Source organism: Ciceribacter sichuanensis (assembly GCF_024055605.1).
GTDB classification, from domain to species: Bacteria; Pseudomonadota; Alphaproteobacteria; order Rhizobiales; family Rhizobiaceae; genus Allorhizobium; species Allorhizobium sichuanense.
Genome location: NZ_JAMXLX010000001.1, coordinates 585713 through 601371, shown reverse-complemented (window position 1 = coordinate 601371; position 15659 = coordinate 585713). Strand labels below are relative to the sequence as shown.

Below are 15659 nucleotides of genomic sequence, written 5' to 3'. Positions count from 1 at the left end.
TTGATATGTATAAACAGAAACGTATGGAGCTCGGAGCGAGCGCGAACCATACCCTGAGCCCAAAACACGAGCACCTGACGTCCGGCGGGACGTCAGGTGCTCGGTCACTTTACGATGGAACCTTGCGAGCCCAAGACCTTGGCTTGTCGGTCCGGGAATTGAACTATCACATGTTCGGATAAACAGGGCCCTCGCCGCCTTGCGGCGGTACCCAGTTGATGTTCTGGTTGGGGTCCTTGATATCGCAGGTCTTGCAGTGGACGCAGTTCTGGGCGTTGATGACGTAGTTCATCTCGCCGTCCTTCTCCACCCATTCATAGACGCCCGCCGGACAGTAGCGTGTCGACGGTCCGGCAAAGATGCCGAGTTCGGACAACTTCTGCAGGGCGATGTCCTTCACCTGAAGATGGACCGGCTGGTCTTCCTCATGATTGGTATTCGACAGGAAGACCGAGGACAGGCGGTCGAAGGTGAGAACGCCGTCCGGCTTCGGATATGCGATCGGCTTGTGCCTGGACGCCGGTTCCAGCGACTGGGCGTCGGTCTTGCCGTGGCCCAGCGTACCGAAGAAAGAGAAGCCGAAGAGCTGGTTGGTCCACATGTCGAGACCGCCGAGCGCCACGCCGATTGCCGTGCCGAACTTCGACCACAGCGGCTTGACGTTGCGAACGCGCTTCAGGTCCGTGCCGATATCGGTCGAACGCCATTCGTTCTCGATCTCGACCGGCTCGTCATTGGCGCGGCCGGCAGCGATCGCCTCGGCGATCTTTTCCGCAGCCAGCATGCCGGAGAGCACGGCGTTGTGCGAACCCTTGATGCGCGGCACGTTGACGAAGCCGGCCGAGCAGCCGATCAGCGCGCCGCCCGGGAAAGAGAGCTTCGGCACCGACTGGTAGCCGCCCTCGGTGATCGCACGGGCGCCGTAGGACAGGCGCTTGGCCCCTTCGAAGGTCGGAGCGATGGTCGGGTGGGTCTTGAACCGCTGGAATTCCTCGAAGGGGAAGAGATAAGGGTTCTTGTAGTTCAGGTGGACGACGAAGCCGACGGCTACGAGATTGTCCTCAAGGTGATAGAGGAAGGAGCCGCCGCCAGTCTTCATGCCGAGCGGCCAGCCGAAGGAGTGCTGCACAAGGCCGGGCTTGTGGTTTTCCGGCTTGACCTGCCAGAGTTCCTTGAGACCGATGCCGAACTTCTGCGGCTCGCGATCCTTCGAGAGATCGAACTTGGCGATGAGCTGCTTGGCGAGCGAACCGCGCACGCCCTCGCCGATCAGCACGTACTTGCCGATGAGCGCCATGCCGCGCGTGTAGTTCGGGCCGGGCTCGCCGTTCTTCTCGATGCCCATGTCGCCGGTCGCAACCCCGATCACAGCGCCCTCGTCGTTGTAGAGCACTTCGGTCGCGGCAAAGCCCGGATAGATCTCGACGCCCAAGGCTTCCGCATGGGTCGCCAGCCAACGACAGACATTGCCGAGCGAGACGATGTAGTTGCCGTGATTGTTCATCAGCGGCGGCATGGCGAAGTTCGGAAGACGGATGGAGCCGGCCGGGCCGAGGAACAGGAAGTGGTCGTCGGTAACAGGCGTCTTGAATGGATGATCCGCCTCGTCACGCCAGTCCGGCAGCAGCCTGTCGATGCCAACAGGGTCAACGACCGCGCCCGAGAGAATATGGGCTCCGACTTCGGCGCCCTTTTCCAGCACGACGACGGAAAGGTCGGGATTGACCTGCTTAAGCCGGATAGCCGCCGAAAGACCGGCAGGCCCTCCCCCGACAATCACGACGTCGAATTCCATGCTTTCGCGTTCGGGCAGTTCCATTTCTTCGCTCATCATCCTCTCCGCTTAACCGATCCCCTTTTTTCGGCTTCTTCATTGTCAAAACACAAGCGGCTTGTCGAGCCGGGATGCGACAAGCTCTGGCTCGAAATTATGGTCTGGGATCATTCCCAATCAGAATATCTACCGTTTACGTTCACGTCAATTAAAGGCGCTGCGCCATCCTGACGCGCTGCATTGGGGGTTGAGCGCCGAGTGCGCCTGTGAACCATGTCAGAAACGGAAAATGAGAGCGGCGATGGAAAGGGGCGCGCATTCCTTGCCCCCTTCCCTGATGCCCTGTCGGGCAAGACCTTACAGCCAGCCACGCCGCTTGAAATAGAGGAACGGCAGGGCGGCCGATGCCACCATCAGCATCATTGCCCAGGGGTAGCCGATGTCCCAGCGCAGCTCCGGCATGGATTCAAAATTCATGCCATAGACCGAGGCGACCAGCGTCGGTGGCAGGAAGACGACCGAGGCCACCGTGAAGATCTTGATGATCTGGTTCTGCTCGAGATTGATAAGGCCGAGTGTGGCATCCAGCAGGAAATTGACCTTGCCGGACAGGAAAGCCGCATGATCGCCGAGAGACGACGCGTCACGCTGAACCATCTTCACCCGCTGGCGGACTTCCTTGCTCGGCTTGCGCTGCGGCGTCTCCAGCGCAGCATGATAGGCGACCAGTCGCGAGATGCTGACGAGGCTTTCGCGCACACCGCTGAGGAAGTCGCCCTTCTGCCCAAGCTGTTCGATCAGCGACTGCAGATCCTGGGTCTTTTTCGTGGAAGGCGTCGCCTTGCTGCGGAACACCTCGCGCGAAATGCCGTCGATCTCGTTGCCGATGCGCTCCAGCACGTCCGCCATCCGGTCAACGATCGACTCGATGATGCCGATCATGACCTCCTCGCCGCAGCTATAGGCCTGGGCATTGACGCGCAAGGCACGGTGAACGAAGGCGAGAAAGGGCTTGGGGTCGGCGTAGCGAACCGTAACCAGCGTCGTGCCCTTGAGAATGAAGGTGACCGGGGTCTTCATCGGCTCACCGCTGTCGAGATTGGTCAGCGCCGTCAGCGTCATGAACTCGGCGCCATCCTCCTGATAAAGGCGGGCGGAAAGCTCGATTTCCTCCATCTCGTCGCGGGTCGGGATGGAAAGCTGGAGGGCCTGCTCGACATGCCGGCTTTCGGCCGAGGTCGGGCTTACAAGGTCATACCAGAGGACCGGAGCGGCAACCTCGGGGACGGCGTTTTCAGCGGAAGCGATTTCGGAATCATTGCGCAGAACAAGGCGTTCTGCTTCGCGAAGATAAATGCGCAGCATGGACATGCTCCTTCAGGGCTTTTCAGCCATCCGGAGCAGGCGCGAAGAACGGACCTGTTACCGGACGGGACGGCGGACTTGGTTCGAACTTCGACTGGAAGGATCCATTACGGTAACCTTGGATTGAGACGCGATCCTGTCGCGACGCAAATCAGATGATCCCAAATCGCGCCGGGATCAAGCCCAAAATGCCGCATTGCGAAAGTTTAAGGAAGGCGGGCCAGCTTGCGGGACGGCGCGTGCCCGTGCTTGCCAAAAAAGCCTCCCGGGTGCATGGCAATCGGGACAGCTCGCCTCTCTGCATCGGGAGGCCAATCATCCGGATTCCGCCGCCATGCCAGCCGCTCCCCGCCTCTCGCCAGCCGACCTCGCCGAACGCCTGTCCGGGCTTCATCCTGAGATCGTCGTTCTCGGTCCCTCGGAACTCGCCGGACGCCATCCGGGCGAGCATCCCGACAACTTTGCCGCCGGCGTCATGGCCCAGCCGGGATCGAGCGAGGCAGCCGCCGTGTTCGTCCGTTGGTGCGCCGAGAACAACGTTGCGATCGTACCGCAGGGCGGCCTCACCGGCCTCGTCGGCGGAAATGTCAGCCATGCCGGTGAAGTGATCCTTTCCTCCTCGCGACTGAATCGTATCCTCGCTGTTCATGCCGATGAGATGACGGTCGAGGTCGAGGCGGGCGTGGCTCTCGAGGCGCTGCAGCAGGTGGTAGCACCCCACGGACTGACGACCGGGATCGACCTCGGCTCGCGCGGCACCGCGACCATCGGCGGCATGGTCTCCACCAATGCCGGCGGCATCCTCGCCTTTCGCAACGGCGTCATGCGCCATCAGGTTCTCGGGCTGGAGGCGATCCTGCCGTCGGGCGAAATCTATTCAGACATGACGCGGGTGGTGAAGGTTTCAGCCGGACCGGATCTCAAGCACCTGTTCATCGGAGGCGAAGGCGCCTTCGGCTTCGTCACCAAGGTCGTGCTTAAGCTGGAGCCCATCCGCCCTCACCGCGCCACCGCTTTCATCGGGGTATCGGATGCGACGACGGCACTCTCCGTCATCCGGCATTTCCGCTCGCTGCCGGCCGTTGCGCTGGAGGGGGCGGAAATGATGTGGCCGCGCTATATTCGCGACCATGCCAAACTGAAGAACTTCGACCTGTCCTGGCTGGAAGACGATGCCGGCGCCTTGCTGATCGAGGTTTCGGGCGAGACTGTCGAGCAGGCGACCGGAGTGCTGGAGGAAGGCCTTGAAATGCTCTGGGAACCCGTCGGCCTCAAGGGCGGGATCATCGCCCAGTCGCTCGACCAAGCGGGGAAGTTCTGGGATATCCGGGAGGATTCCGGCTTCTATTACGCAGACATCCCGGATGCGCCCTCCTTCGACATCTCGGTACCCCCAACCGGGCTGGACGCCTATGTCGCCGGCCTTCACGCGCGGCTGAGAGCCATCGACCCAACCTACGATGCCTATGTCTACGGCCATATCGCCGACGGCAACCTGCATCTGACGCTGATCAAGCAGGGACCGCTACCGAAGGCGGAACTGCTGGCCGTCGAGGATGCGATCTATTCAGGCGTGCAGGAAGCTGGCGGCAGCTTCTCCGCCGAGCATGGTGTCGGCTTCGAGAAACGCCACGGCTACGAGAGCAATGTCTCGCGGCAAAAGCAGGCGCTGGCCCGCACGATCAAGCAGGCCATCGACCCGAAGGGGATTTTCAACCCGGGCAAGGTGCCCTTCGCCTGAGCCAAGGCGTTTTCAGGCCTCATCGGTGTGTCACCTTGCGCCTTGTGATCCATTCGCGATCAGCAGGCGCACGCCCGCCTCGTTGAGCTTGCGCAACAGATCGGCATCGGGGAGCGCATCGCTGACCAGTTCGTGGATGTCGGCCAGAGCTGCGAGCTTCACCAGCGCACGACGGCCGAACTTGCTGCTGTCGACGGCAAGGATGATTGTTTCCGCCTGTTTCATGGCTGCCTGAACGGCCGCTACTTCGGCATGGTCGTCATCGCCGATATCGCCTGCGGAATCGATGCCGCTGACCGATATGATGGCGGTATCGAACTTGAACCTGCTGATGAATTCAGGCGTGTCCTGACGGAACACGCCGCCATCCACCCGGCGCACGAAACCGCCCGGCACGGCGACGGTGAAATCCGCACCTTCGCTGAGAACAGTCGCAACACGCAGGCTGTAAGTCACGACCCGGAGCCCCTTGTGCCCCAGAAGAGCGCGGGCGACGGCCTCGCAGGTCGTTCCGGTGTCGATGAAGATTGCCGAACCGTCCTTGATCCGCTCGACGACGGCTGCGCCGATTCTCTCCTTGGCCTCGGCATTCTCGACGCGTCGGGCCAGAAGAACACCGGGATCGATCGGGTGTGAGATCGTTGCGCCGCCATGCAGCCGGCGTACCTTGCCGGCCATTTCGAGATCCTGAATATCCCGCCGTGCCGTCTGCGTGGTCACGGAGAACCGCGTGGCTATCTCCTCGAGCGAGATGTAGCGGTACTGTTCGAGATGCTTCATCAGGCTTTCCTGACGGCGTGTCTTTTTGTCCATTGTCTTTTTTGTTCCCTCCGGCTGTCCGCCCCTACCCGGATTTCGATTTACCGCGAGGGAAGCATATCGCCGGTAAAATGCAAGCAACCGCCGCGCGTCACCAACAGAAACAATGAAGGCGGGCCCTGACCCGCCTTCGCTTTTCAGGATGGCTGTTTCAAATCAGAACGTAAGCTTGAAACCGGCATTGACACCGTGATCTGCGCCTCCGGCGGCGAATTCGCCGACGTAGTTGACGGAGACCGACGAGTTCTTCGCGACATCGAAGTCGATACCGGCCTTGACGACGGCCGTATCACGGCTGGCGGAAGCACCCTGGATATCGAAGACAGAGCCGCCGGCAAGCGCCATTGAGGCATCCGGGGCGTTGTCGCTGAAGGCGTGACGCCAGGATGCCTGCCCCTTGAGGCGAACCACGGTGCCGCCGACATCGAACGAAGTGGCTGCACGCAGACCGAAATTGGCAAAGGTCACGTTGTAGGTGGCGTCGTCGACGGAGAGTGCGGCAGCACCGCCGTCTTCGGTAAAGCCATCCGTCGAGACATGGACCTGGGCCAGACCGGCGAAGGGCTCGAACAGCGCATCGCCAAGCTGCATGCGATAGGCGGCCTCGCCGAAAAGCTGGGCGGTCGCGGCATCGTAATCAGCATTCAGGCTGTCGGTGAAGTTGCCGAAGGAGATGTCCCGGTCGGCCTCGATCGAGTTCCAGCCGTAGCTGCCGCCGAAGCTCAGGCGCAGGGCGTCGAGCTGGGTGGAGCCGTAGAAGCCGAGGATGTAGCTGTCGGCATCGGCGGAAGCCGGCTGGCCGCTCTGCGAAAAGGAGGACCGGCCGTAGCCGCCGAGGATGCCGAGGCGCAGGTCTTCCGTGACCATGCGGTCGATACCCATCAGCAGACCACCGGTGCTGCGGTCGAGCTGGTCGACACCGCTGCCATCGGTAGACCCCTTGGAGCCGAAGCCCTGGCTCCAGGCCTGATATCCGGAAGCATCCTCGCCCGGCTGGCCGGCTATGCCGGTTACCGCTTCCATGCCGCTTAAACGCTGTTCGACGGCATCGCGGACAAAGCGGCTGTCATCGGCCAGCGCGCCGGCGATCGAGGGGTACATTTCACCCGACACCTGATGGAAGGCCTCATCGGCGGTGGCCGCATCAAGCCGCAGAACCGCAGAGTAGAGAGCATTGCCCTCGCCGAGGCTTTCGATACCGCCGGCGGTGGCGATGCGGTTGCGCGTGGTAGCGACGCCGCCGAAGTCGATATCATTGCGCTCGAGCCGCAGGGTAACGCCGGTCGCAGTGTAGAGCATGTCCGGAGACAGGAAGGCGAAATCCGAACCGACGCTGTCGAACCGGCCCGTGATCCCCGTACCGGCGGACAAGATGGTGTAATCCGTCGCCGGATCATAGCCGCTGCCTGCCGCGATGAAGTAGAGCGAGCCGCCGTTGATGAAGATCGAACCGGTGGCAGAGATCATGTCAGAATTGCCGCTGCCATCGACCTCGGCCTCGTAGGTCGAGCCCTTTTCGAAGGTCACGTCGCCGGCAACGTTCAGGTGGCCGATCGAGTTGCCCGGAGCAACCTTGCCGCCAGCTTCGACGACGAGATCGCCGACCGTGCCGTTACCGCCGAGGATGCCGCCGTTGAGGACGGTGGTCATGACAGAGTCCTCGATGGAACCGTTGACTGCCAGACGGCCTGCGGCAACGATGGTTTCGCCGGTATAGCTGTTGTCGGCAGTGAGGTTCAGGGTGCCCGCGCCGGCCTTGGTGAACGAACCTGCGCCGGAAATCTCGCGAGCGACCGTTAACTTGTTGGAGGGGTCGTTAACGTCGATCGTGCCGCCACCGGCTTCAAGGATCACAGAGCGGTCGAGCGAGGTCATGGCCGTTCCGGCGATCTGCAGGGTACCGTTGTCGAGCCGGAGTTCCGCAGCCGAAGTACCGAGGGCGGCATCTTCGTCCACGATGACCGTGCCGCCGTCCTTGACGAGGGTCTCGTCGATGAAGCTATGATCATCGATGCAGTATTCCGCGATTGCCTGCTGGAAGCGGGCATCGGTACTCTTGCAGTCGAGGAGCGTCTTCTTCTCGGCCGCCGTCAGGCCGGTCAGGATCGGCATGCCTTCATCATCGGAGACCTGCCCGAGATAGAGGTCGGTGCGCATATTGTTGCGCATCAGGTAGAAGACCTTGCCCTTTTCCTCGAACACCGGAGCTTCCGTGCCCCAGACCAGACGGGTCTGATCGGCAGCGCCGCCGGCGACTGCATATTTCTCCAGCGCCGGACCGATCCAGCGCATGGTGTGAGCCACCGGTTCATGATCGGAGAGTGGCGTGGTGCCATCGTTCGCGTAGCCGACGTCATCGACAACTCCGAGATACGGGTCGTTAGGATCGTCAGCAAGTTCCCACCACTTGCCGTAGGGACGAGAAACGAGGAAGTGGTCGATCTTCACCCGATCCCAGCTCGTCCATGTATTCGTCGCATCCTCGCCATGGGAGGTCCAGGTGGTGCTGCCGTCGAGGATGGTGTGAGGAGCGTAGGGTTCGCGCTCGCTTTCGTTCTGTAGCAGCATATACTGCTTCTTCAGAATATTCAGGGTCTGCGGCGTATTCGAGGCCACCGGATAGGTCTCATCGACGAATGTCAGGCCATTGCTGGCCATATCCTTGGCGACGATTTCCTCCCACTGCCGCCAGCTCATTTGCGAGATGCTGGTCAGCCCGGGATAATCACTCTGGTGCGCATCGAAATAGGCCTGGATGACATTGCGGTAGTGTGCACTGCCGTTTGGATCGGTTGCCTGCATGCTTTCCACATAGGCTTGGAACTCGGCCTCCCGGCCCGCCGGCGTATATTCGTCCGCAAGATCCAGCCATAGCTGGGAACTGCCGCCGTCAATAATGGTGCGGGCGAAAAGGTATGACTGCTGCTGGGCATTGTGGAGACCACGCTCGGAGACATCGCCGGCATTGAAATCGCCGACGATGACGAGCGGCCCGTCCGTCGAGGCCGCCCACTGATTGAGCGCCTTAGCTTCATCGATGCGGTAGTTGGCTTCGTCATAGTAGTTCAGGTGAACCGAACCGACGACGGTGCTCGGCAGACCGTTCTGCTGGTCAAGCGTGACATAGCTCACGGCCGGTCCGCCGTTGGGAAGCGTTATGGCTCCGGAAGTACCCGGCAGGCGATAGGTGACGCCGACGTCGCTCGTCTGAGCGCTCGCGTAGGTGCCAAGCCCCGCATTGGCTAGAATACCGGGGATCTGCGCCGAGTAGGTGCTGTTGGTCCTTAGTTCCTGGAAGGCCATGATGTCGTAGGCGCCGTTGATCAGGAAGTCGGAGATCTGGGAAGCATCGGGCTTGAAGCGGTCGAGCCAGGTGTTCAGCGACAGAAGGCGGAAGGTGCCTTCGTCAGCAGCTTGAGCGGGAACCATGGCAGCTCCCAGAAAAGCCGCCCCGCAAAGCAATGCACCAAGACGGCGGCGCAGGACAAAAGATCCTCTGCTTCGCATATTAAAATGATACTTTTTTGACATTTAATCACCATGACGAACTATATTTTTTGTTCAGAACCGGGCTTCGTCCCGTTCGCCAATGGTTATCTCAAAGTTAAATGTAACCTTTGTGACATTTCGGATGTAGCGCACGCGTTCTGCAGCAACGTCGGGCGAAGCGACATCCCGACACTCACGGCACGATACCGTGGCGAACCGTTAACGCTTGCAGAGGCCTTTCCTTTCGCACCGCGTGCTTGCTAACGTGGCGGCAACGCAATCACTTCCAGAGAAGGACGGACATCATGGATCTCGGCATCAAGGGAAAGCGCGCGCTGGTGCTGGCGTCTTCGCGCGGGCTTGGCCTCGGCATCGCCAAGGCGCTTGCGGCAGAGGGCGCACATGTGCTGCTGTGCGGTCGTAGCGGCGAAAAGCTGAAGGCCAATTGCGAGGCAATCAATGCTGCCGGAGCCGGCAAGGCCGAATACGTGGTGGCCGACATTTCGGATGCCGACTTCGTCGATACCATGCTGGCCGCCGTTCACGAGAAACTCGGGGGCATCGATATTCTCGTCAACAATACCGGGGGTCCGACGCCCGGAACGGTCGAGGACATGACACCGGAAAAGCTCTACAACTTCTTCCAGAGCATGGTGGTCCGCGTCATCACGCTCACCAACGCGCTCCTGCCGCTGATGAAGACCCAAGGCTTCGGACGCATCGTGACCGTCGCCTCCTCCGGCGTCTTCGAGCCGATCCCCAACCTCGCACTCTCCAATACCCTGCGTTCGGCGCTGGTCGGCTGGAACAAGACCATCTCGACGGAAATCGCTTCCTATGGCGTGACCGCAAACATGGTCCTGCCGGGTCGCATTCACACCGACCGCATCGATGAGCTCGACGGCGCCAATGCGCAGCGCACCGGGCGCAGCATCGAGGAGGTACGCGCTGCCTCGATCAAGACCATCCCGGCCGGACGCTTGGGCGCGGTTGAGGAATTCGCCGCCGCCGCCGCATTCCTCTGCTCTCAGCAGGCCAGCTACATCACCGGCACGATGCTCAGGGTCGATGGCGGCGCAGCCAGCTCGATCTGATATCAGTTCCGCAGATTGACGATCCCGCGCATCGCAGGGTGCGCGGGATTTTTTTGCGCCTCCAGGAGAGGTTTTCAAACCCCTGAAAACACTGGATTTCGACCGCATATCGACTATAGTATGTGCGACAATTTGTTCCATGGGAGGAGAAATATGGAGCATATTCGGCAGCTACTGACGATTGTCGGGAGCCTTATCATTGTTGTCGGCGCGGTCTGGGTCGCGCACGGCACACATATGGTGAGCCTGCCCGGCACGGACTTCATGCCCAAGGATAGCGTCTGGACCGTCAACGGTTCCTTAGTCGCCATATTAGGGCTGATCGTGCTTGTCGGCGCACGTTTCCTGCTTCCACGCGATCACGAGCCGTCTGCCTGACCGCTCCATATTCGACGTGATGAAAAGCGCAATCGGACTGGGAACCCGATTGCGTTGAACAGAGCAAGAAGCACCTCTCTGGCGCAGATGCCAAGCCTCTGATCCAGAAGAGGAAACCGGGAGGAAAGCAATGATTGCGACCGCACGCCTGCTGTTTACCGCCATCGGGCTCATTCTGGGCCTGACCGGCCTCGTATGGGTCGGACAGGGAACCGGCCTGTTCCCCTATCCGGCCACGAGCTTCATGATCAACCAGAACGAATGGATCGCCTATGGCATGCTGGCCATGATCGCCGGCCTGGGCGTCATCTGGGCGGCGCAGAGCTATATGCGCGAGAACTGACGGGGAGGCTCCCCGTCTGCCAAATCAGAAACGGGCCGCGATTCCCGGAAACTCCGCGATCAGGCTCTCGCGCGTCAGGATGCTGAGCGGCTGGTCGCTCGGGCGGTCAGAGACATTCAACCGAGCAAAGACCACCCGGCGATCACCCTTGGTGGCCCATCCGACAAACCAGCCGAGCGGGCGTGAACGATCTGCCTTGCCCGCCTTGTCGCGCATGAAGCCGCTGCCGGTCTTTCCCTGGATGTCCCAGCCGTCACCGGCAGCAAAATGCGGCATGATCGCAAGCGTCATGGCAGAGGCATGCTCGGAGACCGGAAGACCGCCCGACAGAAACCGCCGCAGGAAGGCCACCTGTTCGTCAGGCGAGATCTTCAGCGACGACATCAGCCAGGACTGCGTGAGACCGTCCTTCTTGCCGGGATTGCCCGATACATCGCGGTTGCCATAGCCGAAACGCTGGACATAATCGGCAAACCGGCGCTCGCCGAGACGACGGGTGATCTCCTGCGAATACCAGACGATCGATTCCTTTTCCCATAAGGTCGGATCGGTCGTCTTCTGCTCACGCTTCGGACGGTCGAATTCTGCGCTATAGTCCCAGCGCGGACTGCTTTCGTCTTGAAGGATACCCGCATCGTAGCCCATCATGGCCAAAGGGATTTTGAATGTCGACATCGGAAAGAAGGCTTCCGCGCAACTGCCTTTCCGATAGAGCGCATCGCCGCTCGCCTCCTCGATGATAACCGTGCAATGGATGGGCTCCGCCGAAAATGCCGGAAATCCGGCAGAAACAAAGGCGGTCATGCCAAATGAAAAACCAAGAAACATGCTTCTGCAAAATGCCATGGAAATGCTCCCGTGATTGAACACGGCATTTCTAGGTCAGCTTGTGAGCGATGGACAAACGATGATATCTGCGGTGAGCCATTAGAAAAATAAGGTCTACCATGGTTCGCCCGCATTTGCCGCTCAATGCGCTCCGCGCCTTCGAGGCGGCTGCCCGTCACCTGAGCTTCACCCGCGCGGCCATAGAACTCTGCGTCACGCAGGCCGCCGTCAGCCATCAGGTGAAGCTACTCGAACAGCGCCTTGGCGTAACGCTTTTTCGCCGCCTGCCGCGCGGGCTGATGATTACGGAAGAAGGACAGGCGCTTCTACCCTCGCTGCAGGAAAGCTTCGACCGCATGGCCGACATGCTGGAGCGCTTTCAGGGCGGGCATGTGCAGGAGGTGCTCGCCATCGGCGCCGTCGGCACGTTTGCCGTCGGCTGGCTCCTGCCGCGCCTTGCCGACTTCCGCCGGCAATATCCCTATATCGACGTCCGGCTCTCGACCAACAACAACCGGGTCGACATCGCCGCCGAAGGGCTGGATTATACTATCCGCTTCGGTAACGGCGCATGGCACGACATCGAGGCTGAAGCCCTGTTCGAAGCGCCGCTTTCGGTGCTTTGCATTCCACAGATCGCCCGCCAACTTGAAAAGCCCGAAGACGTGGCTCGCCAGAGCCTGCTGCGCTCCTACCGCCATGACGAATGGCCGGAATGGTTCGAGGCGGCCGGGGTCAGCCCACCGCAGATTCGCGGTCCCGTCTTCGATTCCTCGATCATCATGGTGGAGGCCGCGCTGCAGGGCGCGGGCGTGGCGCTGGCACCGCCGCTGATGTTTTCCCGCCATCTCGCCAGTGGCGCGATCGAACAGCCCTTTCCGATCCATGTCTCCAAGGGCTGCTACTGGCTTACCCGGCTGAAATCGCGCAGCATGATGCCCGCCATGCAGGCTTTCAGCACGTGGATGATGGCGATGGCGCAGGAAACGAAAGAGGCGATTGCCTGATCCGAAGGGCCTTGCCTTCGTCCCGTCATCCATGCCATTAGGCGCGCTCTTCATTGCGGCGCGCATCGACTGCGCCCCTTTTCACGTTCGGGCAACGCCCGATTCCAGAGACAGACAGATCAAAAGGGAGCGGCGGCGATGGCTCACGCGCTGGGGCTTGATTTCGGCACGACCAATACGGTGATGGCGCTTGCGGATGCGGATGGCACGACGCAATCGGTGTCCTTCACCTCGTCGGCCGGCGAGACCGACAGCATGCGCACCGCGCTGTCCTTCATGAAAGATGCACAGCTCGGCGCACGCGCCCTGAAGGTCGAGGCGGGACAGGCCGCCATCCGTCAGTTCATCGACAATCCCGGCGAATGCCGCTTCCTGCAGTCAATCAAGACGTTTGCTGCTTCGGCGCTGTTTCAGGGCACCATCGTCCATGCCCGCCGCTTTCAGTTTGAGGACCTGATGGAGGTCTTCCTTCGCCGGCTTGAAAACTATGCCGGCGACGGCTGGCCTTCGGACGCAAAGCGCATCGTCGCCGGTCGCCCTGTGCATTTTGCAGGCTCCAATCCCGATCCCCAGCTCGCGATGACCCGCTACAACGAAGCACTCTCCCGCTTCGGTTTCCCGGAAGTGCATTACGTCTACGAACCGGTGGCGGCCGCCTTCTATTTCGCCCGTAACCTGAAGAAGGACGCGACCGTTCTGGTCGCCGACTTCGGCGGCGGTACCACCGACTATTCGCTGATCCGATTCCAGACAAATGCGGGCCGCGTCAGCGCCACGCCGGTCGGCCATTCCGGTGTCGGCCTTGCAGGCGATCAGTTCGACGCTCGCATCATCGAGCATCTGGTGGCGCCGGAAATCGGCAAGGGCAGCCAGTTCAAGAGCTTCGGCAAGTTGCTCGACGTGCCGAGCAACTACTACCTCAGCTTCTCGCGATGGAACCAGCTTTCGGTCTTCAAGACCTCGCGTGAGTTCGCCGACCTGCAATCCCTGGTGCGCCAGGCCACCGAGCCGGACAAGCTGGAACTCTTCATCGAACTGATCGAGCATGACGAAGGCTACCCGCTCTATCAGGCTGTGTCGGCGACCAAGATGGCGCTTTCGAGCGCCGAGGAGGCAGAATTCCATTTCGCACCGCTCGGCGCGGCCGGCCGCAAGAGCGTGAAGCGCAGCGATTTCGAGAACTGGATCGCCGACGATCTCGTCCGTATCGAAGGCGCTCTCGACGACGTATTGGCAAGCACCGGCACCACGCCTGAAAGCATCGACAAGGTGTTTTTGACGGGCGGCACATCCTTCGTTCCGGCGGTCCGCCGCATCTTCACCAACCGCTTCGAGACCGACCGGATCGAGACCGGCGGCGAAATGGTGTCGATCGCCCACGGTCTCTCACTTATCGGCGAGCGCGACGATATCGAGCAGTGGACAGCCTGATAGGAAACGGTCTGCAGGACACACTGCCCGCAAGCATAGGCACACCGGAGCAAGCCAAGACGGGAAGAGCGACGAAAACGGGAACCCGATCACGGAGCCCCGATAATCGCAACCACGGCCTTCCTGTTAGCCGCGCTTTGCGTTAAGACCCGATGATGACCCCTGCCCGCGACATGATGCCAGCCGAACTGGCCGCGCTTCTGCATTTTTATGCGGAGGCGGGTGTCGATTGGCTCGTCGAGGACGAAGCGGTAGATCGTGTCGCGGAATTTGCGGAACAACGCGCCCGCGGCCCGCGTGCATCGGCTCCCGCCGCGCCTGGCGGTCAGGGCGCTCCGGCCCAGGCGACGGCCTCAGAGCGCACGCGCCCCAGCGCTGAGCGAGCAGCTCCGCGGCCCGCGCCCCTTGCCCAGGCCCCTGCCATTCCAGACGAACATGCCGTCACGGAAGCGCGTTTCGCCGCCGAGAGTGCGCGGTCGCTTGCCGAACTCAAGACCGCGCTCGAAGCCTTCGGCGGCTGCAATCTGAAGACCTCCGCCCGTTCGACGATCTTCGCCAATGGCGATCCGGCGAGCGGGATCATGGTCGTCGGCCCGATGCCATCCGGCGACGATGACCGCGAGGGGGCAGCCTTTTCCGGCCGCGCCGGGCTTCTTCTCGACCGCATGCTGGCGGCAATCGGGCTTTCGCGCGATGGCGTGATGATGACCACCGTCATGCCATGGCGTCCGCCGGGAGACCGGTCTCCCTCTCAGCCGGAGGCCGCCATCTGCCGTCCCTTCATCGAGAGGCAGATCGAGCTTGCCGAACCGAAGGCCGTCCTTCTTCTCGGCAATTTCACTGCACGTTTCTTCTTTGGCGAGACTGGCACCATCCACGCCCTGCGCGGTCAATGGCGAGACATCGCTTGCGGCGGTCACGCCGTTCCCGCCATAGCCACCCTGCATCCTCAGGAACTATTGACCGCTCCGGCCAGCAAGGCGCTGGCGTGGCAGGACCTTCAGGCCTTCAAGGCTCGAATGGATCGACCGTAGAAGGTCAAAAAAGCGTCATTTATTAAAGGAATATGAAGAGAGCCATGCGCCGGACGCAATGCAGTGCCGCACACGCCTGCCTTGCACAAATCATGTTGCGCTGCAATATTAACTCAAGTCATGGGAGGATTCGGCATACAAGGATTGACAGAGATGTCCATGCGCGCCCGCCCCATTCACTGCAAGTTCGAGACCCTGCGTCTCGCCAGCGAGCCCGTGCGCTCGGGGCAGCCCTATCACAACTTCGGTTCAGCAACGAACGAACAGCTTACGGCGCGTGTTTTCAGTCGCCTCGGCTATGCCTCGCGCCCTGTCGCTGTCTTCGCCGATTTTCGTCAGAGCTGAGTTCGCGAAGC

At 61.2% G+C, this 15659-nt stretch carries 13 protein-coding genes; 8 read left to right on the top strand and 5 right to left on the bottom strand.

All coding sequences use genetic code 11. From position 1 onward, the window contains the following. Positions 1-166 precede the first annotated feature (166 nt). On the bottom strand, positions 167-1831 hold the full coding sequence (locus NBH21_RS02880; RefSeq protein ID WP_250912439.1) for an electron transfer flavoprotein-ubiquinone oxidoreductase: 1665 nt from the start codon (positions 1829-1831) through the stop codon (positions 167-169). A 300-nt stretch (positions 1832-2131) separates the two neighbouring features. After that, positions 2132-3139: a magnesium transporter CorA family protein gene (locus NBH21_RS02875; protein ID WP_250912438.1), complete on the bottom strand. Its 1008-nt coding sequence runs from the start codon at positions 3137-3139 to the stop codon at positions 2132-2134. A 334-nt stretch (positions 3140-3473) separates the two neighbouring features. Here NBH21_RS02875 and NBH21_RS02870 point away from each other — a divergent pair, with 334 nt between their 5' ends. After that, positions 3474-4880, top strand: coding sequence for an FAD-binding oxidoreductase (locus NBH21_RS02870; protein WP_250912437.1), 1407 nt, complete (start codon positions 3474-3476; stop codon positions 4878-4880). A gap of 30 nt (positions 4881-4910) precedes the next feature. Here NBH21_RS02870 and NBH21_RS02865 read toward each other — a convergent pair whose 3' ends face one another. Both NBH21_RS02865 and NBH21_RS02860 read right to left on the bottom strand, forming a co-directional pair. Further along, a complete protein-coding gene (locus NBH21_RS02865; protein ID WP_250912436.1) occupies positions 4911-5693 on the bottom strand; it encodes a DeoR/GlpR family DNA-binding transcription regulator in 783 nt (260 codons plus the stop codon). A 162-nt stretch (positions 5694-5855) separates the two neighbouring features. After that, positions 5856-9128 (bottom strand): autotransporter domain-containing protein, encoded by a 3273-nt coding sequence (locus tag NBH21_RS02860; protein ID WP_250912435.1) that lies wholly within the window; start codon positions 9126-9128, stop codon positions 5856-5858. Positions 9129-9493: 365 nt separating this feature from the next. On the opposite strand from NBH21_RS02860, the gene NBH21_RS02855 reads away from it, so the two are divergent. The 3 genes from NBH21_RS02855 to NBH21_RS02845 all read left to right on the top strand — a co-directional run bounded on the left by NBH21_RS02855 (position 9494) and on the right by NBH21_RS02845 (position 11003). Beyond that, a complete protein-coding gene (locus NBH21_RS02855; protein WP_099057201.1) occupies positions 9494-10282 on the top strand; it encodes an SDR family oxidoreductase in 789 nt (262 codons plus the stop codon). 153 nt (positions 10283-10435) lie between these two features. Then, a complete protein-coding gene (locus NBH21_RS02850) occupies positions 10436-10660 on the top strand; it encodes a hypothetical protein (protein WP_250912434.1) in 225 nt (74 codons plus the stop codon). Between the two features lie 130 nt (positions 10661-10790). Continuing rightward, complete coding sequence (locus NBH21_RS02845) at positions 10791-11003, top strand: hypothetical protein (RefSeq protein WP_163904334.1); 213 nt, start codon at positions 10791-10793, stop codon at positions 11001-11003. Positions 11004-11027: 24 nt separating this feature from the next. Here the strand turns inward: NBH21_RS02845 and blaOXA are convergent, their stop codons facing one another. Continuing rightward, the gene (blaOXA, locus tag NBH21_RS02840; protein WP_342451981.1) at positions 11028-11849 is read right to left on the bottom strand and encodes a class D beta-lactamase; all 822 of its coding nucleotides are present in this window, start codon (positions 11847-11849) and stop codon (positions 11028-11030) included. Positions 11850-11950: 101 nt separating this feature from the next. Here blaOXA and NBH21_RS02835 point away from each other — a divergent pair, with 101 nt between their 5' ends. The 4 genes from NBH21_RS02835 (at position 11951) to NBH21_RS02820 (ending at position 15648) form a co-directional block, all read left to right on the top strand. Further along, positions 11951-12838, top strand: coding sequence for a LysR family transcriptional regulator (locus NBH21_RS02835; RefSeq protein WP_250912432.1), 888 nt, complete (start codon positions 11951-11953; stop codon positions 12836-12838). Between the two features lie 138 nt (positions 12839-12976). Further along, positions 12977-14269: an Hsp70 family protein gene (locus NBH21_RS02830; RefSeq protein WP_250912431.1), complete on the top strand. Its 1293-nt coding sequence runs from the start codon at positions 12977-12979 to the stop codon at positions 14267-14269. 155 nt (positions 14270-14424) lie between these two features. Continuing rightward, entirely contained in the window at positions 14425-15303 is an 879-nt protein-coding gene (locus NBH21_RS02825; protein ID WP_250912806.1) for a uracil-DNA glycosylase, read from the top strand. 153 nt (positions 15304-15456) lie between these two features. Further along, positions 15457-15648, top strand: a complete 192-nt coding sequence (locus NBH21_RS02820) for a hypothetical protein (RefSeq protein WP_250912430.1) — start codon at positions 15457-15459, stop codon at positions 15646-15648. Positions 15649-15659: the final 11 nt, after the last annotated feature.

What these genes read in the sequence shown, in the direction of transcription:
- NBH21_RS02880 (WP_250912439.1), bottom strand. Translation starts at nt 1,831, where the DNA reads ATGAGCGAAGAAATGGAACTGCCCGAACGCGAAAGCATGGAATTCGAC.
- NBH21_RS02875 (WP_250912438.1), bottom strand. Translation starts at nt 3,139, where the DNA reads ATGCTGCGCATTTATCTTCGCGAAGCAGAACGCCTTGTTCTGCGCAAT.
- NBH21_RS02870 (WP_250912437.1), top strand. Translation starts at nt 3,474, where the DNA reads ATGCCAGCCGCTCCCCGCCTCTCGCCAGCCGACCTCGCCGAACGCCTG.
- NBH21_RS02865 (WP_250912436.1), bottom strand. Translation starts at nt 5,693, where the DNA reads ATGGACAAAAAGACACGCCGTCAGGAAAGCCTGATGAAGCATCTCGAA.
- NBH21_RS02860 (WP_250912435.1), bottom strand. Translation starts at nt 9,128, where the DNA reads ATGGTTCCCGCTCAAGCTGCTGACGAAGGCACCTTCCGCCTTCTGTCG.
- NBH21_RS02855 (WP_099057201.1), top strand. Translation starts at nt 9,494, where the DNA reads ATGGATCTCGGCATCAAGGGAAAGCGCGCGCTGGTGCTGGCGTCTTCG.
- NBH21_RS02850 (WP_250912434.1), top strand. Translation starts at nt 10,436, where the DNA reads ATGGAGCATATTCGGCAGCTACTGACGATTGTCGGGAGCCTTATCATT.
- NBH21_RS02845 (WP_163904334.1), top strand. Translation starts at nt 10,791, where the DNA reads ATGATTGCGACCGCACGCCTGCTGTTTACCGCCATCGGGCTCATTCTG.
- blaOXA (WP_342451981.1), bottom strand. Translation starts at nt 11,849, where the DNA reads ATGGCATTTTGCAGAAGCATGTTTCTTGGTTTTTCATTTGGCATGACC.
- NBH21_RS02835 (WP_250912432.1), top strand. Translation starts at nt 11,951, where the DNA reads ATGGTTCGCCCGCATTTGCCGCTCAATGCGCTCCGCGCCTTCGAGGCG.
- NBH21_RS02830 (WP_250912431.1), top strand. Translation starts at nt 12,977, where the DNA reads ATGGCTCACGCGCTGGGGCTTGATTTCGGCACGACCAATACGGTGATG.
- NBH21_RS02825 (WP_250912806.1), top strand. Translation starts at nt 14,425, where the DNA reads ATGACCCCTGCCCGCGACATGATGCCAGCCGAACTGGCCGCGCTTCTG.
- NBH21_RS02820 (WP_250912430.1), top strand. Translation starts at nt 15,457, where the DNA reads ATGTCCATGCGCGCCCGCCCCATTCACTGCAAGTTCGAGACCCTGCGT.